The sequence below is a fragment of the Xanthomonas sp. 3058 genome (genome assembly GCF_014199765.1).
Lineage (GTDB): Bacteria > Pseudomonadota > Gammaproteobacteria > Xanthomonadales > Xanthomonadaceae > Xanthomonas > Xanthomonas campestris_B.
In genome coordinates this window covers 65066-84790 of sequence record NZ_JACHOF010000015.1, presented here as the reverse complement: position 1 = coordinate 84790, position 19725 = coordinate 65066, and the positions used below count along the sequence as shown (strand labels likewise).

The 19725-nt window shown below is 60.2% G+C and carries 19 protein-coding genes; 6 read left to right on the top strand and 13 right to left on the bottom strand.

What is annotated here, in order from left to right; translation table 11 throughout:
- Positions 1–11 precede the first annotated feature (11 nt).
- On the bottom strand, positions 12–941 hold the full coding sequence (locus GGR61_RS16320) for a hypothetical protein (protein WP_184622681.1): 930 nt from the start codon (positions 939–941) through the stop codon (positions 12–14).
- Positions 942–1438: 497 nt separating this feature from the next.
- Here GGR61_RS16320 and GGR61_RS16315 point away from each other — a divergent pair.
- Positions 1439–2202, top strand: a protein-coding gene (locus GGR61_RS16315; protein WP_260288135.1) for an IS5 family transposase whose coding sequence is annotated in 2 segments (ribosomal slippage) — positions 1439–1754 and positions 1754–2202 — 765 coding nt in all. Because the reading frame shifts where the segments join, the coding sequence is not laid out codon by codon here.
- A gap of 249 nt (positions 2203–2451) precedes the next feature.
- On the opposite strand, the gene GGR61_RS16310 is transcribed toward GGR61_RS16315, so the two are convergent.
- Positions 2452–3231: a histidine phosphatase family protein gene (locus tag GGR61_RS16310; protein ID WP_184622680.1), complete on the bottom strand. Its 780-nt coding sequence runs from the start codon at positions 3229–3231 to the stop codon at positions 2452–2454.
- Positions 3232–3416: 185 nt separating this feature from the next.
- Between GGR61_RS16310 and GGR61_RS16305 the strand changes: the two genes are divergently transcribed.
- Complete coding sequence (locus GGR61_RS16305) at positions 3417–4046, top strand: TetR/AcrR family transcriptional regulator (RefSeq protein ID WP_184622678.1); 630 nt, start codon at positions 3417–3419, stop codon at positions 4044–4046.
- A gap of 45 nt (positions 4047–4091) precedes the next feature.
- On the opposite strand, the gene GGR61_RS16300 is transcribed toward GGR61_RS16305, so the two are convergent.
- Positions 4092–5486 (bottom strand): neprosin family prolyl endopeptidase, encoded by a 1395-nt coding sequence (locus tag GGR61_RS16300; RefSeq protein WP_326520638.1) that lies wholly within the window; start codon positions 5484–5486, stop codon positions 4092–4094.
- A 419-nt stretch (positions 5487–5905) separates the two neighbouring features.
- Between GGR61_RS16300 and GGR61_RS16295 the strand changes: the two genes are divergently transcribed.
- On the top strand, positions 5906–6319 hold the full coding sequence (locus GGR61_RS16295) for a hypothetical protein (RefSeq protein WP_184622676.1): 414 nt from the start codon (positions 5906–5908) through the stop codon (positions 6317–6319).
- A gap of 41 nt (positions 6320–6360) precedes the next feature.
- Entirely contained in the window at positions 6361–6759 is a 399-nt protein-coding gene (locus tag GGR61_RS16290) for a hypothetical protein (RefSeq protein WP_184622674.1), read from the top strand.
- Positions 6760–6984: 225 nt separating this feature from the next.
- Here GGR61_RS16290 and GGR61_RS16285 read toward each other — a convergent pair whose 3' ends face one another.
- From GGR61_RS16285 to GGR61_RS16240, 10 genes are all read right to left on the bottom strand, one after another.
- Complete coding sequence (locus GGR61_RS16285) at positions 6985–7200, bottom strand: hypothetical protein (RefSeq protein ID WP_260288132.1); 216 nt, start codon at positions 7198–7200, stop codon at positions 6985–6987.
- A gap of 50 nt (positions 7201–7250) precedes the next feature.
- Positions 7251–7547, bottom strand: coding sequence for a hypothetical protein (locus GGR61_RS16280; RefSeq protein WP_184622671.1), 297 nt, complete (start codon positions 7545–7547; stop codon positions 7251–7253).
- A 302-nt stretch (positions 7548–7849) separates the two neighbouring features.
- Positions 7850–10933 (bottom strand): type I restriction endonuclease, encoded by a 3084-nt coding sequence (locus GGR61_RS16275; protein WP_260288130.1) that lies wholly within the window; start codon positions 10931–10933, stop codon positions 7850–7852.
- An 11-nt stretch (positions 10934–10944) separates the two neighbouring features.
- The gene (locus GGR61_RS16270; protein ID WP_184622669.1) at positions 10945–12234 is read right to left on the bottom strand and encodes a restriction endonuclease subunit S; all 1290 of its coding nucleotides are present in this window, start codon (positions 12232–12234) and stop codon (positions 10945–10947) included.
- Positions 12231–13307 carry a virulence RhuM family protein gene (locus tag GGR61_RS16265; RefSeq protein WP_260288128.1) on the bottom strand — a complete coding sequence of 359 codons (1077 nt, stop codon included), beginning with the start codon at positions 13305–13307 and terminating at the stop codon, positions 12231–12233. The genes GGR61_RS16270 and GGR61_RS16265 overlap by 4 nt, the downstream gene beginning before the upstream one ends.
- Positions 13304–15490, bottom strand: coding sequence for a class I SAM-dependent DNA methyltransferase (locus tag GGR61_RS16260; RefSeq protein ID WP_184622667.1), 2187 nt, complete (start codon positions 15488–15490; stop codon positions 13304–13306). The genes GGR61_RS16265 and GGR61_RS16260 overlap by 4 nt, the downstream gene beginning before the upstream one ends.
- A gap of 73 nt (positions 15491–15563) precedes the next feature.
- The gene (locus GGR61_RS16255) at positions 15564–16454 is read right to left on the bottom strand and encodes a restriction endonuclease (RefSeq protein ID WP_184622665.1); all 891 of its coding nucleotides are present in this window, start codon (positions 16452–16454) and stop codon (positions 15564–15566) included.
- Positions 16455–16494: 40 nt separating this feature from the next.
- The gene (locus tag GGR61_RS16250; protein WP_184622695.1) at positions 16495–16812 is read right to left on the bottom strand and encodes a type II toxin-antitoxin system RelE/ParE family toxin; all 318 of its coding nucleotides are present in this window, start codon (positions 16810–16812) and stop codon (positions 16495–16497) included.
- On the bottom strand, positions 16809–17072 hold the full coding sequence (locus tag GGR61_RS16245; RefSeq protein ID WP_082339426.1) for a YlcI/YnfO family protein: 264 nt from the start codon (positions 17070–17072) through the stop codon (positions 16809–16811). The genes GGR61_RS16250 and GGR61_RS16245 overlap by 4 nt, the downstream gene beginning before the upstream one ends.
- A 149-nt stretch (positions 17073–17221) precedes the next feature.
- The gene (locus GGR61_RS16240; protein ID WP_184622663.1) at positions 17222–17812 is read right to left on the bottom strand and encodes a TetR/AcrR family transcriptional regulator; all 591 of its coding nucleotides are present in this window, start codon (positions 17810–17812) and stop codon (positions 17222–17224) included.
- Between the two features lie 71 nt (positions 17813–17883).
- On the opposite strand from GGR61_RS16240, the gene bdcA reads away from it, so the two are divergent.
- Positions 17884–18597, top strand: a complete 714-nt coding sequence (gene bdcA / locus GGR61_RS16235) for an SDR family oxidoreductase (protein ID WP_047128275.1) — start codon at positions 17884–17886, stop codon at positions 18595–18597.
- Positions 18598–18855: 258 nt separating this feature from the next.
- Positions 18856–19719 carry a hypothetical protein gene (locus GGR61_RS16230; protein ID WP_184622661.1) on the top strand — a complete coding sequence of 288 codons (864 nt, stop codon included), beginning with the start codon at positions 18856–18858 and terminating at the stop codon, positions 19717–19719.
- The last annotated feature ends 6 nt before the right edge of the window (positions 19720–19725 follow it).

Below are 19725 nucleotides of genomic sequence, written 5' to 3'. Positions count from 1 at the left end.
TTTGCTTGCGGTTATTGCTCCTGCTTTTCCGTGGGAGCGACGATGTTGGTGTCACCAGACCTGCGCTTGTTCCAGCCGTCGATCCATGGACTGCCGCTTGACGTCCCAGTCTCAGAGGCGCGTGCCGCAGGCAGTGGCTTGGCTGTCGTTCCAGCAGGCTGGATCGAAGCAGGGCTGCCCTCAGCAATTGCATACGTCGTGGCTGCACCGCTTCCAGAAGTGGTGGTAGTAACGTTGCTAGCTGAAGCGGATGTCAGCGTGTGCGTTGCCGCAGTCCGCGTCCCCGCAGTGATGCCCAACACTTTGTCGCCAAATTCCTGGATGCACCCGTCAGCGGAACGGCGCAAACGCATCTTCAAATCGGCGGCCTGATTGGCGAGCAACTGCTTATAGCTAGGTGCATCTGCTGTGTACTCCGGTAAACGGACGCACAGCCCCTCCGCCACTTTGGATTTCTTTACCGTATCGAACAACTGCAACTTCGCCACATAGATGACGCGGTAGTTGTTCCAGTCGGTCGGAAAATAGGCAGAACTCCAATTGCTGGTCTGCACATCCAGCACCAGCCCACCGTCGGGGAACATCTTTGCCATCTCGGCAGCGCTGGAGGTTGGCTTGATACTGCGCCCTTGCACGACAGGCACTTCCAGCTGCGTCGAAAGTGCCTGGGCAAGATGCAATGAAATATGATCAGCGGGATCTTCGACGCGATTTTCGCGAACGATTGCATTGCCTGCGCTGACTGCAACGGCGACCCCAATCAATCCGAATGATGCGTTCGCTGCGGTAGTGGCAACAAACGTGGGCACCTCGTGCCGAGTAACGGTGATCTTGTTTGCCTTGCTGCGTTCCAGCTCAGCAAGATCTGCTTTTACCAGCTTATGACTCACACAGCCGCACAGCGCCAAAGCGACCGCACAGGCCGCAAGCATCTTGAACATCCCTATCCCCTGATTTAGAGCGGCTAACAAAACGACTTCGCGTCAGCCTACTGCAGGCCGGCTATCTGCAGCCTAGCTGCAGGGTTCTTGCCCGCCCACCATCGCGGGACACGCTGCAAGTACGTCCATGTAAGCGCTTACGCGGCATCCATGCCGCATAAGGTCCCGCGACGCTGGGCGGGCAAGGACCAGTCGAGATGGTCGGCATGCATGGGTTTAAACAAAGCAACCAGCGGAGTCTCTGGTGCGGTGTCCTCGCCGCTTGCGGGACCGTGTGGCGGCATGGATGCCGCCACCGAGTCCCCAGGGACGGGTTCACGGCGTGTCCCGCCAGCGGTGAGGGCACCGCGCATTCGACCCACTCCGTGTTTGATCTGGACTTCTGACGGCATCCACCAAGATACGGCCGACAAAACCACTGCACTCACTGACAGGCACTCGCTAGGTTTTGTTAGGGCCTGTTAACACTAATGGCCCGAGCGATTAAACTATTGGGCATGGAGATCACGCCAGCACAATTTTCTCTGATCGAACACTGCCTGCCGGCGCAGCGCGGCAATGTCAGCATGACCAACCTGCAAGTGGTCAACGCCATCCTTTACGTTGCCGAGCATGGCTGCAAATGGCGCGGCCTATCCAAGCGCTTTGGCAACTGGCATACGGTCTACACACGCATGAACCGTTGGGCCAAGGCGGGTGTGCTGGACCGGATGTTCGCCCAATTGCAGAAGTCCCAGATCGTGCGCATCAAAATCGAAGCAGTCTCGCTGGACTCCACCAGCGTCAAGGTCCATCCCGATGGCACCGGTGCATTAAAAAAAACGGCCCGCAGGCCGTCGGCAAGTCCCGCGGTGGATGGAACACCAAGATTCATATGGTTGCCGCAGATGCTCGAACAGCCATCACCTTTGGATTGACGCCTGGCAACGTGCATGACGCACCTGCAGGCCGCGCGTTGCTTGAACACCTGGGGCCAGTGGAGCGGCCGATTCATTTGTTGATGGACCGTGCTTACGAGGGCAACGAAACCCGCCAGTTGGCGCTCGATCTTGGCTTCGTGCCGGTGGTCCCGCCGAAATCCAATCGGGTCGAGCCTTGGGAATACAACCGGGAGATGTACAAGCGGCGCAACGAAGTGGAGAGACTGTTCCGTCGCTTGAAAGGCTACCGCCGGATTTTCTCGCGCTTCGAGAAGCTGGATGTCATGTTCCTTGGATTCCTCAGCTTCGTCCTAGTCGTTGATGGGCTTCGGATGTGTTAACAGGCCCTAGCTACTCTTATTCGCCGCTGGTCGGCTATTCCCGCGCCCGCTCTGGGACGCAAGTCGCATCATAAAACAGTGCCTGGAATTCTGGCAGAGCCCGATTTACTGGAAGCGTGCTCGGACGGCGCTGCAACGGTCACGCATTCACACCATGCACAACATTCGTTCACCGCTGCACAGCGCCACCAGGGGCTGGCAGCGGAATCGACCGCAGTGCAGCGGCAGTGAGCATGCGCACGGCGGCCATCAGCGCGCCCCGGCCGGACGATCGGATTCGGTGGTCACCCGCTCGTCGGCCAGCTCCGGCGGGACGAACTTGGTACGTACCAATTCCAGCGATTGCCCATCGGCCGCAGCCGCATACTCGGTAACGCCGCAGTTGGGCACATCGCCCTCGCGGTCGATGCCCAGGATGGTGGCCTCGTCCATCCGCTCGATCAGATAGCGGAAGCAATTGACGATCACCTGATGCCCCACGATCAGTACCCGCGCGCCCACATGGTTGCGCTGCAGATCGCTCACAATGCTACGCAACCGAAAGATCACATCGCACCAGCTCTCGCCACCGGGTGGGCGGAAGTAGAACTTGCCCACCAGATTGCGTTGCTCGAACAACGCCGGAAACGTCTCGCGGATGCCGGAGGTGGTGTAGCGATCGAGCACGCCGAACTCCTTCTCGCGCAAGCGCTCGTCCACGCTGACCGAATCGGGTAGCTGCCCCAACGCACGCGCCACCGCAGCGGCGGTCTGGCGCGCACGCACATAGGTCGAACTCAGGATCAAGGTCGGCCGCTCCTGCTCGGGCAACCCGGCGATCCACGCACCTAGCGCATTGGCCTGGCGCTCGCCCAACGACGACAGCGGAATATCCGCATCGCGGTGCTCCAGGTCGATCAGCGTCGCCCCGTTGGACTCGGCTACATCGCGCGCCACATTGCCCGCACTCTGCCCGTGCCGCACCACCCACAACCGCGCTGGCCACTGCGCCGATACACCGGCTACCGCACTGTTCTCACTCACACACATCTCCTGCTCAACGACAACCTCACGTGTCGCACAGCCGCCGTGAAAACATGGTCGATCGCAGCGTGCGTGACTGGCGTTGCAGTCACACACCAGGACACGACGCCCGATCGCCTAGCGGCAAGCAAACGCAGCGGATGAGTAACACCCCCATAGGTATACTGCAGTCCCCCGCCGATGTGCCGCCCATGTCCAACGTCCTGCTGCTGCGCACGGCGAAAGAGCGCGAAGAACTGCTGCTGGAAGAGGTGCTGGACGCCACCGAGCAATGCATCGACGAGATCGGCTTGAACGCCACCAGCTTCGAGCTGATCGCCGAGCGCGCCAAGGTCAGCTGCGGCAGCCTGCTGCAACGCTTCGACGACAAGGACGCGCTGGTGCGCGCATTGCTGGAGCGCAACTACATGCGCGCCATCCGCCAGATGTGGCTGGTGGAACGCCCGGCCAACGTGCACGTGGTGGATTTCATCGCCGGCCTGCTCGAAGAATGGCTGCTGCAGGAAATCAACATCAAGCGCACCCGCATCGACCTGGAACTGCACCTGGCCACCCTGCGCGACCCGGTGCTGGCCGCCTTCATGCGCAGGCAGAGCGCCTCGCTGATCGAACACCTCAGCGCCCTACTCAAGCGCCTGCTGCGCGGCCATGGCGACCTGGCCAGCAGCGAGCAGGAATTCCAGGCCCGCGTCTACGCGGTGGCCGCCATGTGCGGCGGCCTGCACTCGGTGATGGCCGCCGGCATCGAACTCAACCGCATGCACCTGCAGCTGATCCTGCGCGAGAGCCTGTCGGGCATTCTCAAGGCTGCACCGAACTGAGTGCGTGCAGCCTCGCGCATCATCGAACCCAGCGCGGCAGTCCGCTCAGCGCGCGCAGCCCGGCCCGCCGAAATAGAATCCACCGGTTGTCATTTCCGGCGAAGCCGTGCCCCGCCCCAATCCGGCGGGTGCCTGGTAGGGATATTGCAGGCCGACCAGCGCCAGCGTGTAGCAGGCCGGATACTGCAGGCTCACCCCTGTCAGGCGCTGCAATGCATGGGTGTTCATGTTGGTATCGCGATAGAAGTGATTGGCCTGGAAGGCGGCCTGGCGGTAGCCCGCCGCAGCGAAGCGCCCACTTCCCATCGGAGTGGCAGGCGTGTTGTCGTTGGCAAGCACCTCGCCACCGGCCGTATAGACGTTGGCCGCGCCGCCATCGGCAAGGCTGCCCGAATACAGCTCGGCCTTGTAGTAGCCGATCCACTGACCATTCAGGCGCAGCCACCAATTGCCATCGGTATTGCGCTGGAACTCCACACCCAGCATCTTCTGCGTCCCGCCCTGCACGCTGTAGCCATTGGCGCCGTAACCGGTACCCAGATAATTGCCGGATGCGGTCTGCACGAAATCGCCGCACTCCAGGTTATGGCAGCCCGTGCTGGTGTAGCCATCCTGCGTGGAGTAGATAAACGTGATCGAGGTGCTGCCCCAGCCCGGATACGACGGCCGTTTCTGCCAACCCACTTCCAAGGTCTGGGTCTTGCCGCTCTCACTGGTGCCGTCCAGCCAGATCTGGCTGATCGACATATAGTCTTGCGAGGATGGGAATGCCGGTGTCCACACGTTGAGATCGGCACCGACGCCGGTCACCGGCGAACCTCCGGTATCGAAGAACACGCTCGAGTAGTAATGGCTGGCACCGCTGGCCGCGGGAGTGACCGTCGCGCTCGACGACGGCGCCGTCGGCGCCGGCTGCTTGCGCAGGAAGTCCTGCAGACTGGGGTGGAGCACCAGATCGCTGAGCGCAATGCGTTCCAGCGGCACGGTGCCGGTATCGCAGTGCTGGAGCGTCGCGCTCGTGGCGACGCTGGACGCCGCGGCGACCGACGGCGGCAGCGCAACGACGCTGCCATCGCGCAGACCCGGCTGCTGCGCCAGCGGCACGCAATCGAACGCACGCTCGCCATCGTGCAGGGTGCGCACCACGGTCAAGCCGTTATAGCGGTTGAACAGATACCGCTGCATCTCGGCGAATGCGTTTGGATCGCTGACCCGTGCGTCAGGCCCGCGCTGCGCATAACCGAGCTTGGCCTGCGCGTGCCAGAACCGATCGAAATCGGCAGTGACCTGCGGAAACGCACGCGAGGCGAACGTCGCCATGCCCATCGCATCGCGGGGGGACACAGCGGTGTTCGAAATGATCGTCGGACTCGCCGGCACCGTCGTCAACGGCGGCATCAACAGATCGATCGCACGATCGCGGGTGGGCGAAATCGACACAGGCACTAGCAGCGTCGCTGCCGTGCTGGAAGAAGCGGCGAGACAACACATGATCGCGGCAGCGAGAACCTGCGCAGTGCCGACACGGGAAGCGAGATTGGCCATGACAATTACCCTGCGCCGACGAGGAGTGTCCGTGCACACGGCGCGATGCTGTGCCAGGAGGAAGCCCGTGCAACTAACGTGCAGCGACGCTCAGAACCCAGAGACCTTGTCCCGGTTCGCCTGAGGTAGTCCACGCATCACGAGCGTAGCCCCATTACGCAGGGTCAATAAAAAAAAGGACATAGCGCGCTATCGAGCACGCTGGCACGATAGCGCGCCTTGCATTCTGGTCAACTGCAAACACTTCCGCGCGATCGCATGATCATACTGGTCGATCAGATAAGATCCAGGTACGTACCAAGGAAGAATGTCGCATGCGAAATCGAATCACGCCTAAGGTGGCTGTGTTGCTGACGCTGCTGCTGGCGTTTGCGTTTTCCAACGCTCCTGCACTGGCCACAAGTACGGTGGTCACCTTTCGAAGCGCTGACAACACCTACGAAGTCGAACTGTATGTCGGTGGTGGAAGCAAAGAAAACGACGGCATCGCCGGCGCCATGATCCGCTGGCCCGGCTATGAGCACAGGGACCTGCCTTTCACCGGCGTGAAGTACCACATGGATAAGGAACACACCAGCGCAGGAGCCAAATTCGTCAATCCAGGCGACCCCAAACTGCCGCCGTCTTTTACTTTGGAGATACAGGGGAGAAGTGGCCGCCTGACCGTTGGCAAGCGCGTCATTCCAGGCAGCGCCTCCTGGATAGTGGGCCCCTACGCCTACCCTTAACGGCTCGGCAAACGCTACAGGATCCATCACAAGGACGAACGATGAAAACACACATGCGCAGTCTATGGACCAGTCTGATCTTAGTGATCGCCCTGCTGACAAGTACGTCCGCTGGCGCCACCGGCGATGTCCTGTCGTTTGAAACAGATACCGCCGGCTACAGCTTTCTGGTCTATAGCGGAGGCGACCCTGATGGCATAGGTGGCCTGGTCATGACCTGGCCGGACATTGCATCACGCGGGCTTCCATCGGAAAGCACGCAGTGGTACTTCAAGCCAACTGCGAACCACATGCGCATCGTTTTCACCAACCCCGGACGCACCGACTTGCCGCCGTCGTTCACGCTTGAAATCAAGGGCAAGCGAGGCACGCTCAAGTTCGACAAACGCACGATCAACGGCAAAGCATACTGGTATACCGGCTCACTGGCGGAATACTGATCACCTTTCCAGGATAACAACACACTGCAGGTACATCCGCGAGGACCGATCTGACGGCGACGCCGGTAACGGCACCTGTCCGCAGAATGCCCAGCCAACGGCAGATTGGTGGCAATGGACAGATCGGGTTTGGCAGGACGTCTGGACAGCAAGCAACCAGTGGACCATCACTGCGTACGTGCCATGCCGCGACAAAGCCGCAGCGCCCGGCCACACCGACCATCATCAAAGGCGCTGAAGCGCCAACTGATCCAGGATGGTGCGCATGGCGCCGGCCGCATCGAAGATGGCGCTGCCCAGCACGGGCAAGGTGCCGCGGTCCAGCCGATCGGCGTTGCCGGCAGCGATCACATCGCCATGGGCGGCGATGGTCAGCAACAACTGATCCAGCGTATCTACCTGCTCGACGGTAATGCCGAAGGCAAACGCATCAGGCTGCATGCCATCCCCTGCCCGCCGGCGTGTGTGGGGCGACGCCATCACGGGCCTACTCATGCGATCTCCCCGGCGTCGGCAGGCTCACTGTCAGCGGCGCCGGGTTCAAGCCGCGCGGGCCACTGCACCTGCGCCAGTGCCTGCGTCACCTGCTCGGCCAGCAGCTCCAAGCAGCACGCCAGCTCGTTCATGTGGATGACTGGCTGCCGCAACTGCTCTTCAGCCTGCGTACGCGGCTGCGCCAGACGCGCCAAAAAGCGCATGTGGTCGCGTAATTGCTGAAGGCGGTACTGCGCGCCCTCTGGCAGGTAGTAACCCGGGTGTGACTGCGCATCTCGTACAACGTCCGACATGGCCTGCTCCTCATTCCATGGAATCAGCCCGCCCGCCGCAAGGCGACGGACGGGAAGTCGGGAGGCTCGAAACCGCTAACAGCCGGCGGGCGTATTCCCCTTGCGGGTGTTGTATTAGCCGCCCTCCCGACGCAGAGCATCACGTCGGTTGCACCTACAAAAGTTGCAGGCACAAAAAACCCACCGGTTTGTCGGAGGTGGGTACCGCTGTTAGCGGAGTTTCGAGGCTCCGTAGAGTGATCGTGCTACTGGTTGGCTGGCGCGTCAAGATGCTTGAGCACGTCTGCTCTCCCCAGCTGACCCTATGAAGTAGCGCCGTCGCCAGGCAAGGGCCTGCGCGATTTTTCAAAAATTTCAAAAGCTAGATGCTCACTGGCCGCAAACCGGAACTCACGATCAGTCATGATCCTCGAGAAAATCTCTTCGTTGCCGTCCATTCGCTCAATGAAGAGCTCATCAAGCACCCTTCCCAGGTACGCAGTGAAGTCGCGGAGATTATTTGCTTTTGCCGCCTCCTTGATCTGCTCGCTGGCTTCGGCCGACACTTTGATCTGATCGAAGAACAGTTGATCAGCCTCGTTGAAGTCAGTACCGAATCTGACATTCAGCTTTTCTACTAGGCTCGATAGGGAAACTGCTTCATCAGCCACTCGTGACGTGCCGACATCGGTGGGGCCCTTCAGCGAATACAACTCGCCTTGAGTTAGATCAATGGATCCATCGGTGAGCTGCTGCATGCGGTAGTAGCGCAAGCTCACCTCATCATCCAGCACGAACGCCTTGCCATCGTCGGCAGGCGGCAGCTTGGTCATGAGGTTTCGCACGAATGTGTAGAGCTTTTCCAGATCGCTGTCCTGATAAGGCACGATCTGGGAAAGGAAGGCATACAGGTTGCGGTAAGCCATCAGCAGCCCGCGAAACTCGTCCTGCTTCTCCTCTAACTGCGTCTTGAAGCGCTGCACGACAGCATCAAGCACTGCGTTCATCTGCTTGTGGTCGCTACCGGAATGCTCGCGCTTCGGGCGGTACCAAGCTTGGGCGAAAGCATCTACGTCAGCCGGAGTAAAAATCGCCGGCGCCAGCAGCTTGTGTTGGAGTTCGGACAGCTTCTCCGGCCCGGCATTCTCGCCAATCGGCGTGCTCTCGTAGTACGGCTTGAACGCCTTGTGGATGTCCTCTTCCTTGTTCACGAAATCCAGTACCAAGGTGCGCTTCTTACCGGGCGCCATGCGGTTGAGCCGCGACAGCGTTTGCACCGCCTGCACGCCAGCCAACTTCTTGACGACGTACATGGTCTGCAGCAGTGGCTGGTCGAAACCAGTCTGGTACTTTTCGGCCACCAGCAGCACGCGATAGTCGTCGCGCTCAAAAGCTTCCGGCAGCTCGCTTTCTGCCAAGCCGTCATTCATGGCCACCTCGGTGTAGCTCGCACCCGGATCCTCAGGGTCTTCCACCGTTCCGGAAAACGCCACCAACGAGCGAATGCCGTCGTAGCGGTTGTCCTTGATGTAGCGGTCGAAGGCCAGCTTGTACTTGACTGCCGCCAGCCGCGAGCCCGTCACCACCATCGCCTTGGCGCGGCCGCCCAGTTCATGCATCACGTGCAGACGGAAGTGCTCCACGATCACCGACACCACCTGCTCAATGTTGACCGGGTGCAACTCCATGTACCGGGTCAGCGCCTTGGCTGCCTGCTTGCGCGATACTTCCGGGTCGTTCTCCACCTGCTTGATCAGGCCGAAAAAGCGCTTGTACGTGGTGTAGTTGGCCAGCACGTCCATGATGAAGCCTTCCTCGATGGCCTGGCGCATGCTGTATTCGTGGAACGGCGACTCGCCTGACGGCCCCGGCGTATCGAACAACACCTTGGTCTTGAACTTGGGCGTGGCAGTAAATGCAAAGAAGCTGAGGTTGGGCTGGCGGGCACGCTTCTGTGTCTCACGCAGAATCGCCGCGCGGGTGGCCTCATCAAGCTCGTCATCCTCTTCGTCCGACAGCTGCGCAGCCACCGCCGCTTCAATGCCATCGCGGTTGAGCATGCCGCGCAGGGTCATGGCCGTTTCGCCACTCTGCGAGGAATGGGCCTCATCCACGATGACCGCAAAGCGCTTGCCTGCTGTATCAAGCTTGACGTCCTCGCCATCGGCTTCCAGCCGTGCAAGCGCACGGGCGATGAAGGGGAACTTCTGGATGGTGCTGATGATGATCGGCGTGCCGCCAGACAAGGCCCGCGCCAACTGCCGGGTGTCCTCGTCGATCTTCTCCACCACGCCGGTCTTGTGCTCGAACTGGTAGATCGTGTTCTGCAGCTGCTGGTCCAGCACGCGGCGGTCAGTCACCACCACCACCGAATGGAACACCTTTTCCTCATGGGCGTCGTGCAGGCTCGCCAGCCGATGCGCCAGCCAGGCAATGGAATTGGACTTGCCCGACCCGGCCGAGTGCTGCACCAGGTAGTTGTGGCCTGAGCCATGCGCACGCGCGTGGCCCACCAGCCGACGCACCGCATCGAGCTGGTGATAGCGCGGGAAGATCATCGTCTCCTTGCGCACCGTGCGCACGCCTTTGTCGGTGGTGATCTGGCGTTCCTTGATTTCCAAGTGCATGAAGCGCTGCAGGATGTCCAGTAGGCTATCTGCGTTCAGCACTTCATCCCACAGGTAATGGGTTTTCCAGTTGCCTGGCACGGGTGGGTTGCCCGCACCATGCACATGACCACGATTGAAAGGCAGAAACACGGTCTCGCGGCCTTTCAGCCGGGTGGTCATCCAGGCCTCGTCCGGGTCCACGGCAAAATGCACCAGCGCACGCTGCTTGAAGGCGAACAGCCTGTCACGCTCATCGCGGTCATGCTGGTACTGGTGAATGGCCTCGCTTGCAGGCTGCCCGGTCAAGGGATTTTTCAGTTCTACTGTGACCACCGGCAAGCCGTTGACCGCCAGGGTGACGTCGATGACGCAACGCTTTGGCTTGCCGTCCGGCCGCTTGAGCACCGAAGTAAAAGATACCTGCCGAGTGATGGTCAAACGGTTGTGCACATACTTTGCCGCTGCTTCGGGGTTCATTCCAGAATTAGGACGGAAGTACGCCAAGCGTAGCGTCTTGCCATAGCACTTGAAGCCATGGCGCAACACGTGCAGCGCGCCCTTGATTTCCAGTTCCTTGGCCAGCGCCTCCAGCACGGTCGCCTGGGTCCGCACGCCCAGCAACGTCTCAAGCTGCTGCCAACGCGTGGGCTGGCTGTCCTTGAGGAAGCCGATCGCGTCGGCCGGAAACAGCGCCAGGGTTTCGTCGTAGTCAGCGGCGTTGCGCCTCTGGTAGCCGCCTGATGCGAGCAGGCCGACTTCGATGGCGGTTTCAAAATCGTGTTCGAAATGGCCGGACATGCGCGGAATTCTTATCCGTTGAGTTCGGGGAGCTGGCCGGTGACGGCGGTGGTGATGAGAGCTGACCTCAGTTCGGAAAGAGTCTTCGTTGACTTCTCTATCGAACGCATGGCGCTATCTAATCCAACCTTCGCCATTTTCACCGCCTCCGTCAACGCAAACTGCTCCGACAATGGCGGAAGCAACACGGGAACATCCAAAAATAATTCGGTCCTAAGCGCTTTTGTTCCATGACCAGCCTCAGCAATTAGCGTGAAAATAAATGACTCGACGGATCGTAAGTACATCTGAAAGTAATCCGGCATGACCTCGCCTTTTGATTTAATTACTTTCACGTCTTGATTAATGCTATACAGACCTTTCGCAACAACCACGGGGATGGTTCTTGCAAGGATCATTCCTCGTATAACAATCAACGCATTCGGATCTTTGTGAGTTCGGACACCATACTCTTGTATTGCAAAATCTGTGATGTGATCTTCGGAATCCGAAATTTCATCTGATTTCATGTCCTTAGGCGATATCCAAGGAATCTCGCCACCCCAATATTCGCTAACTGAAGTTGTGGGTGTCGAGCCTGAAATTAGGCGCGCTAAGAACCGTAACCGTTTGACCCCCCAATGGTTAGGAATATTTCCAATCCACTCAATGTCAGACGGCTTCATCGGCACATCTGGATTCAGACCCTTCGTGACGACGCGGGTGATCAGCGCTTGCCGCTTTTCCGCCAGCCGCTCCAGCAGCGCCTGCTTTTTTTCAATTAGTGCATCGATGCGCGCGGTCTTCTCGTCCAAGAAGCGGGCAATACGCTGCTGGTCAATTAGCTTGGGAATACTGACGCGCACATCCAGATAGCTCCCAAGATCTAAGTTCTGGATGCCAGTACTCTGCTTGATATGGGGATAAGTGCCACGTCCAGTATAAATCGCCAGCATCAGGTAATTTAGAAACGCAGGATCAATTCCTCCCGCTGGGCGACAGCGAGCGAGGAAGTTGGACGTCACGCTTGGACGCTCGTCGTCAAACAACACCGTTCGACCCACGAGCTGCTTCTCGCCGCCTCCAGACTTTTCTATCACCAGATCACCGGGACGCAGCGCGATCTTTTCAAAAACGGCCGGATCAATGGCTCGCAACGTTCGCTCGCCCTCATTCAGGCGTCCAGATTGGCCATCAAAATCAGCCGCACGGATGCAGATAACATCAGCTTCGCCATCAGGCTCACTTCCCCAGGCGCCATTCTTGCAGCTTTCGAACATCCACTTCAGGCGAAGTTCCTGCTTCTCGCTGGAGAAAATCACGCTTCGTCTCCGGAAGTCGGCCTGCGCGGTTTCGGCGAAGGCTTGATCACCTTCCGGGGCTTCAACCCGTCAGTCGCACTTCGCAAATCCTCCAGATACCGCGCTTCAGCGATTTGCTCGGCTGCCAACCGTCGCCGCTCCGCAAACGCGTCGTACTGCCCTTCCGCCCAGTCCAGTGCCTGCTGGCGGCTGACCTTGCCAGCGTTGTCCAGCACCGGCAGTTCGGTATCGCGCAGGAACTTGTCCAGAAACCCATCCCAGTCCGCCAGCCGGATGTCCTGCCGACGCATGGCGCGGAACTCGGCCTGGTCCAGGAACATCACGGTGATGCGGTTGAGCGTGTCGATCTCGCGCGCATCCAGGTAATTCTTCGCCGTGCCCACGTCCTGCTTCAGCACGCGGCTGCCCTTCCACGTGTTGACGCCCATGTTGGGCTTGGTGGCATCGGCACGCTGGCGGATGATCTCCGCCGCCGTTAGCTGCGTGGCAGCAAAATGCACCTTGTTCTGCATGATGGCGAAGAAGCGCTGCGTGGCCTGGTCACCTTCGCGGTAGTCCACCGCCATGGCGAAGATCTCGCGGATGCGCTGGTACACCCGCGCCTCACTGGCGCGGATCTCGCGGATGCGCGCCAGCAGCTCGTCGAAATGATCCGCCGGCCCCACATTGCCCTTGAGGCGCTCGTCATCCAGCACGAACCCCTTGACCAGGTACTCCGACAGCCGGGCCGTGGCCCACTGGCGGAACTCGGTACCGCGCGCCGACCGGACCCGGTAGCCAACGGCCAGGATGGCCTCCAGGCTGTAGTGCTTGGGCCGACGGGAGACGGTACGCCCACCCTCCTGGCGAACTTGTAAGTAATCCTTACAGGTTGCCGCCTCGTCCAGTTCACCTTCGGCATAGATCGCCTTCAGGTGCTGGGTGATGTTCTGCGGCGTGGTCTGGTACAGCGCGGCGATCTGGGCCTGGGTCAGCCAGACGCTCTCGCCAGCCAACAGCACCCGGATACCGCCTTCGCCTGCGGCATAGATCAGCAGTTCGCCCTCTTTGGTGGCAGTCACGTCCTTGCTCATGCCAGCAGTCCTTTCAGCAGATCGGCGATCTCGCCTTCCAGTTGCCGGATGTCGGCCTCGATCTGCGGCAACGGACGCGGCGGCTTGTAGACATAGAAGTGTCGGTTGATCGGGATTTCATAGCCCACCTTGGTCTTGCTGTAATCGACCCAGGCATCGGCCACGTGGGGGAGCACCTCGCGGCGCATGTAGTCGTCGATCGTGTCCCGGAACGCCTCGATCAGATCATCGTTGGGCTTGTCCGAACCAAAGGCCATGGGCAGCGGCAGCTCGGTATCTTCCGGCAAGGGGATGTTTTCGGTGTCCCGCAGCTCGCTGTCGGGCTCGGGGCGCCCCTTAGCATCACGACAGATCTCGGCTTGCGGGTCGCGCTCGCCAAGCGCGGCGAAGATGGCTTTCCGGATGGGTGCGGGCAGTTTGATGCCAGCTTTCTTTGCCACCTTTTCAAGATCGGCTTCGAATACTTCACGATCCATGTAAATGCCTTTCCCTGCCAATCTGACGAGGAGCTCACGAATGCACTGCTGCATGGCCTGGCCTTCGGCAATTTCCTGCCGCGCAGCCTTTTCGTCCTTGCGCTTTTTTGAGGTCGCCAGATTGGCGAAGGCGGATTGCTCGTCCAGCCGGGCAATACGCCCGGGCGTGGCCTCGAAATTCATCCGCAGCGGACGTTCCACGGTCACCTTGACGAAGCCGAACTCGCGATTCTCAAAAACCCGCGACACTACGCGATTTTCGGTTTCGCCAGTCTTGTGGTCGATGACCACCTCAGCGCTCTCGCCATCGCCGTAGTTGCCATAGAGCGCTGTCAGCGTTTCAATCTGCTCATCAGAAATTTCGTTGCGCTTGTTGTTTAGGCTTTTCTTCATCTTACGGAAGAAACGCGTGCCGTCGATCAACTGCACATAGCCCTGACGCTCTTCCGGCTTGCGATTAGTGACCAGCCAGACGTAGGTATAGATGCCGGTGTTGTAGAAAAGTTGATCCGGGAGCGCGACGATGGTGTCCAACCAGTCGTTCTCGATGATCCATCGCCGGATATTGGATGGCCCCGACCCAGCATCACCGGAAAACAACGGCGATCCGTTGAAAACGATTGCGATTTTTGAGCCCGGCTTGTCAGGATGACCTTCGTCGTACGGGTGCATCTTGGCAATCATGTGCTGCAAAAACAGCAGCGACCCGTCATTGATCGCCGGCAAGCCGGCTCCGAAGCGACCGGCGAAGCCGTGATTGGCATGCTCGTTCTCGACAACCGTCTTCTGGTCCTTCCACTCCACACCAAATGGAGGGTTAGCAAGCATGTAGTGAAACCGCTCGCCCTCAAAACCATCTTTGGTCTTGCCATCGCCCAAGGTGTCACCCTTGACGATATTGGCCGTGTCTTCGTCCTTGATCAGCATGTCAGAGCAGCAGATGGCCCATGATTCGTCGTTGTATTCTTGCCCATACAGGTGCAGATGCGCTGCGGCATTCTGCCCAAGGATGAACTTCTCCGACTCAGATAGCATGCCTCCGGTGCCACAGGTCGGGTCGTAGATGCTGCGGACGATGCCAGGTTTGTAGACCTCCTGCTCGCCGGTGTATACCAGATTGGCCATCAGCCGAATCACTTCACGTGGGGTGAAATGGTCACCTGCCTCCTCATTGGCCTGCTCGTTGAAGCGCATCACTAGATGCTCGAACAAGTAACCCATCTGTAGGTTGTCGATGCGATCTGGATGCAGATCGATGTTCGCCATCGCCTTGATGATGGTAAATAGCCGGTTGCTTGCATCAAGCTTGTCGACCTGATCGCCAAACTTGAAACGCTCGAAAATCCGCCGCGCTTCTGGCGAGAAGCCATTGATGTAGTTCGACAGATTGGGGGCGATATTCTCAGCGTCGCCCAGCAACTTCTCGAAGGTGTACGCACTGACGTTGTACAGCGGAAATTTCCGCTTTGGATCAGCCGCCTTGCCAAGGAGCCTGTGCATTGCTTGTTCTGGCGTGTCCTTCGCCAGCAGCTTTTCATGCTGTTTCAGCACGGCCTCCTTGGTCGGCTCCAGAACGCAATCGAGACGGCGTAGCACCACAAGCGGCAACATCACCAGACGGTATTGTGGCGGCCGATAAGGACCGCGCAACCTATTGGCGATTTCCCAGATTTTCCCTTTGAGTTCCTCGTGAGTCTGATTGTTCATTACGCCCTGCTAGTCAATATTTTGTACAACGTGCCTGATTCATTAAGACGAAAAAGTTTCAGCCGGCGCACTACTAATCGTCACCAGCCAAGAACCACACTGGCTTGAGCGGCAGGCGGGTACGCGCACTATCGTCCAATTGCGCATAGTGCGTGGTCCATAGCTCCACAAGCCGGCGCGCATCGATCAGGTTGATCCGACGATGCGACTGGCGCGCCTCGTAGTCGGCATCCTTTGTAAAACCTGACAGGGCCACGAACAGGCCGACATCGCCATCCCCCAGAACCGCCATAAAGCTGCGCAGGCCCGTCACATCGATCCGCGGCGAGTTGGCATTGCGCTTGACCTGCACCTTGATGCGCGGCGGGCGGGTGCCGAGCGGGTCGTTATAGGCAATGATGTCGGTGCCACCGTCCTTGCCGGGCGGTGCGACCCAGGCAACGTGGTAACCCATCGCCCGCAGTAGAGACGCCACGAGCTCTTGGAAGTCGTAGGGCGGCATCGCAGCGAGGTAAGCCTCGATCTCGGCCCAAGCCATTTCTTCGGCTTCTTCCAGCGTGATGCTGGCCGATTCCTCGGTGAGCTCGCCTTCGGGATCGTCGACCTCGTCGGCAACGGGCTGAGCGCTCTTCCACTTCTTGTACAGCTGCCCCACCGCGCGGATGAACTGCTCCGGATCCGGGTAGGCGTGCAGCGCCGCTTCGCCCTCTGGCGTGAGGGTCCAGATGCCTTTGTCCTTGACCAGCCAGCCGGCCTTGACCGGCGCCACGGTGCTGAAGCGCACGATCTTCTCGAAGCGACGGCCGCCGGTTTCGTAGTCACCCGATTCGTACTCGGTGAGCACGACCTGCTTTTCCAGTGCGGCCAGCGCGTCTGCGGCGCGCATGCCCTCCGGCTGGGTCTTTAGGATATAGAACAGCGCTCGGGTCAGTTCCCCCGTGCGGCGCCTGCTGATATTGGCCATCTACTTCCTCTGTGGCACGACGTTGGCGCTAACGCCGTGCTTAATGATAGTCGTCTTCACGCTGATGCCTGACTGCCAAAACGGTGACGACCTGATCGCTTTCAACCTCAAACAGCAGCACGTAGCCGCTGGCACCGAAACCGATCACCAGCTCCCGCAAGAACGGATCCGCCACCCCCGCCTTGCGGCAGCTCAACGGGGCCAGTTCAAGCACGGCGACGCCATCGCGGATGGCCTGCAGCGCGCGTTCGGCAACGGTGAAGTCGCCTTCGGCACGCTGTAGCAACCAGTCATAAAGGCGCGCGAGATCGTCGCGCGCCTCCTGAGTGAAGCGGACAGAAAATCCACGCTGGCTCAGCCCTTGCGCGCCTTGTCCAGTTGGGACTGCAGCCCGGCCAGCACATCCTTCGCGTCGATGTATCGGTTGGATGCCTTGGCGCTATCACGCGAGGCCAGCCCGCGCGCAATGAAGGCTTCCTGCTGCTGCCGCTGCTGCACCTGGGCGCGCACGGAGTGCTCGACGAAGCTGGAAAGCGTCTCGCCCTCCTGCAACACAGCTTCGGCCGCTTCGCGCAGCGCTGGGTCCACCCGGAGCGATGGAAGAGATGCGGATTTCATGGCAGACCCGGTGCGTTGCAATTGCGATGCATCATCGCAATTGGGATGAATTGATTCAACCGATCTCTTCACGGCCAACCTGATTGCTCGGCAGCCCATTTCATCCCAAGTATTTCTATTGAGCGATGCTGCACGCATTTCGCTTCTAGCTAGTCAGACAGCGCCACCCTAATCGCCTCCCCCGCCAGCCGCGCACTCGCCAACAGACGCTCCAGGCTCTGCCCATGCCGGGCACTGGCGGACAGCCCGGCCATGGTGGTGCTGACGAAATCGGCCAGCCGGTCTGCGTCGTGCGGGCACTGCTTGGCGATGTGGGAGCGGATCAACTCCTGGGCTGCGACATGAAAGCCGCAGGCCGCCTCGCGCGCCTGCGCGTCGTTGCTGCGCGTGCCTTCCAGCACCAGGCAACCGGTGGCGGCGGGGTCTGCGGCGTAGCAGCGGGCGGCCCGCTCCAGTACGTCGGCCAGCGCGTCCGCTAGCGGGCGGTTGGCGTCCAGAATTTGCGGCAGCGGGATGGCACCGGTCTGCGCGTAGCGGTCGAGGATGCGCGCATACAGGCCGGCCTTGCTGCCGAAGGCCGCATAGAAACTCGGCGGGTTGATGCCCAGCGCCTGGGTAAGGTCGGCCACGCTCAGTGCGTCGTAGCCGCGCGCATGGAACAGCTGCTGCGCGGTGGCGACCGCTTGGTCCGGGTCGAACGCCCGCGGCCGCCCGCGGGCCCGGGAGTTTTTTGTAGTCATTGTTACAAAATCCTTGACGGCAGACGAAATCTATTATGTATTACTCGCTACATTAATTGTGAGGTGAGTGCATGTCCGCGTTCAAAGACAAGTCGGTATTGGTGCTTGGTGGCAGCCGGGGGATTGGGGCCGCCATCGTGCGGCGCTTCGTGGCCGAGGGCGCGCGGGTGACGTTTACCTATGCCGGTTCTGCCGAGGCGGCGCAGCGCCTGGCCGGTGACACCGGCAGCACCGCGGTGCTGGCCGACAGCGCCGACCGCGATGCGGTCATCGCCACGGTGCGCCGCAGCGGGCCGCTGGATGTGCTGGTGGTCAACTCCGGCATCGCCTTGTTCGGCGATGCGCTGGACCAGGATCCGGACGCGGTGGACCGGCTGTTCCGCATCAACGTGCACGCGCCCTACCACGCCGCCGTGGAGGCCGCGCGGCAGATGCCACCCGGCGGGCGGATCATCGTGATCGGCTCGGTCAACGGCGACCGCATGCCGCTGCCCGGCATGGCGTCCTACGCGCTGAGCAAGTCCGCGCTGCAAGGTCTGGCGCGCGGGCTGGCCCGCGACTTCGGGCCGCGTGGCATCACCATCAACGTGGTGCAACCGGGCCCGATCGATACCGACGCCAACCCGGAAAACGGGCCGATGAAAGACCTGATGCACAGCTTCATGGCGATCAAACGCCACGGCCGTGCCGACGAAGTGGCCGGCATGGTGGCATGGCTCGCCGGCCCGGAAGCGAGCTTTGTCACCGGGGCGATGCACACGATCGATGGTGCGTTTGGAGCATGACGCGGCGGCGTCTGCGTTGACCACGTTGCAGCTCGACACTTAGTGCGATCAAGGGCGGCAAACGTCCTTCTTCGGCACACGTGGCGAGCTGCCGTTGCACCGCCCGCGCTTTGATCCACGCGCCTTTCCTTCCGGCAGAGCGTGATCGCATTCCCATGTCGTGCGGCGCATGGCACGGACAATCGCAGGCTTGGACCTTGCTGTCGTGCTGATCCCAAGTTGCCTATAGTTGCGGCGAACCCTGCAATGGATTGACCAATGCACATGATGTCATCCGGCTGGTGCCTGGCCCTTGCACTCGCCATCGCTGTCACCGGCAGTGCCTGTGCACGGACGCCATCACCCGAACAAAAAAGGACTTCCCCCATGTCAGGCACCGTTACCACAGGCCGCACCATCAACGGGCACACCTATTCGGACGCACCGGTTGACGTAAAGCTAGGGCCGAACACCTTCCGCATCCCCGCCAACTATCTGGACAGCCAGATCGCACCGTGGCCGGGCGAAGGCGTGACGCTTGTCATCGAGTGGCCAGATATGACCCCCACCCCGCCCGGGGCACGCGCCAACCCGCGTACGAATGATTTCCGCAAGGAGATACACGCATCGATTGACTACGTTGACCGGGTCCCTATTGAGGCATTGCTGGCACGTTATTCATCCAACGACGCGCTTACCAAGGCTGATTGGGTCGAACGAGGTAATCCTGTGGAGAGACTCGATCTCCGGATTGCACAGCCTGAAACACTCGGATTGATTCCCTATGCCATCGATGAGGAGAAGATGGATGAGTATGTGAAAGCGTACAAAGCCCACTACGGCAAGCCTCCAGCGCGTAACCCTGCGCTTGAGTATGACTGGTATGTGGCACGAGACGACGGCGGTAATTTGACGACGTTTATCAAATGCGACAGCGCCAAATTTCGCAAGGACGGCATCCGGATTGAGGGCAACCAGGTTATTGACGAGGAAGGCTCGGTTGTCGCCGATTGCACTCACTACTTTGTCGATGTAGAGAACAAGCTGTCCATCACGCTTCACTACTACCGGGCATTTCTGAAGGACTGGGAGCGCATGGAACACGCGGTGAAGGACGTACTGGCACGAACCAAGGTCAGATGACCGGCC

What these genes read in the sequence shown, in the direction of transcription:
- GGR61_RS16320 (WP_184622681.1), bottom strand. Translation starts at nt 941, where the DNA reads ATGTTCAAGATGCTTGCGGCCTGTGCGGTCGCTTTGGCGCTGTGCGGC.
- GGR61_RS16310 (WP_184622680.1), bottom strand. Translation starts at nt 3,231, where the DNA reads ATGTGTGTGAGTGAGAACAGTGCGGTAGCCGGTGTATCGGCGCAGTGG.
- GGR61_RS16305 (WP_184622678.1), top strand. Translation starts at nt 3,417, where the DNA reads ATGTCCAACGTCCTGCTGCTGCGCACGGCGAAAGAGCGCGAAGAACTG.
- GGR61_RS16295 (WP_184622676.1), top strand. Translation starts at nt 5,906, where the DNA reads ATGCGAAATCGAATCACGCCTAAGGTGGCTGTGTTGCTGACGCTGCTG.
- GGR61_RS16290 (WP_184622674.1), top strand. Translation starts at nt 6,361, where the DNA reads ATGAAAACACACATGCGCAGTCTATGGACCAGTCTGATCTTAGTGATC.
- GGR61_RS16285 (WP_260288132.1), bottom strand. Translation starts at nt 7,200, where the DNA reads ATGCAGCCTGATGCGTTTGCCTTCGGCATTACCGTCGAGCAGGTAGAT.
- GGR61_RS16280 (WP_184622671.1), bottom strand. Translation starts at nt 7,547, where the DNA reads ATGTCGGACGTTGTACGAGATGCGCAGTCACACCCGGGTTACTACCTG.
- GGR61_RS16275 (WP_260288130.1), bottom strand. Translation starts at nt 10,933, where the DNA reads ATGTCCGGCCATTTCGAACACGATTTTGAAACCGCCATCGAAGTCGGC.
- GGR61_RS16265 (WP_260288128.1), bottom strand. Translation starts at nt 13,307, where the DNA reads ATGAGCAAGGACGTGACTGCCACCAAAGAGGGCGAACTGCTGATCTAT.
- GGR61_RS16260 (WP_184622667.1), bottom strand. Translation starts at nt 15,490, where the DNA reads ATGAACAATCAGACTCACGAGGAACTCAAAGGGAAAATCTGGGAAATC.
- GGR61_RS16255 (WP_184622665.1), bottom strand. Translation starts at nt 16,454, where the DNA reads ATGGCCAATATCAGCAGGCGCCGCACGGGGGAACTGACCCGAGCGCTG.
- GGR61_RS16245 (WP_082339426.1), bottom strand. Translation starts at nt 17,072, where the DNA reads ATGAAATCCGCATCTCTTCCATCGCTCCGGGTGGACCCAGCGCTGCGC.
- GGR61_RS16240 (WP_184622663.1), bottom strand. Translation starts at nt 17,812, where the DNA reads ATGACTACAAAAAACTCCCGGGCCCGCGGGCGGCCGCGGGCGTTCGAC.
- bdcA (WP_047128275.1), top strand. Translation starts at nt 17,884, where the DNA reads ATGTCCGCGTTCAAAGACAAGTCGGTATTGGTGCTTGGTGGCAGCCGG.
- GGR61_RS16230 (WP_184622661.1), top strand. Translation starts at nt 18,856, where the DNA reads ATGCACATGATGTCATCCGGCTGGTGCCTGGCCCTTGCACTCGCCATC.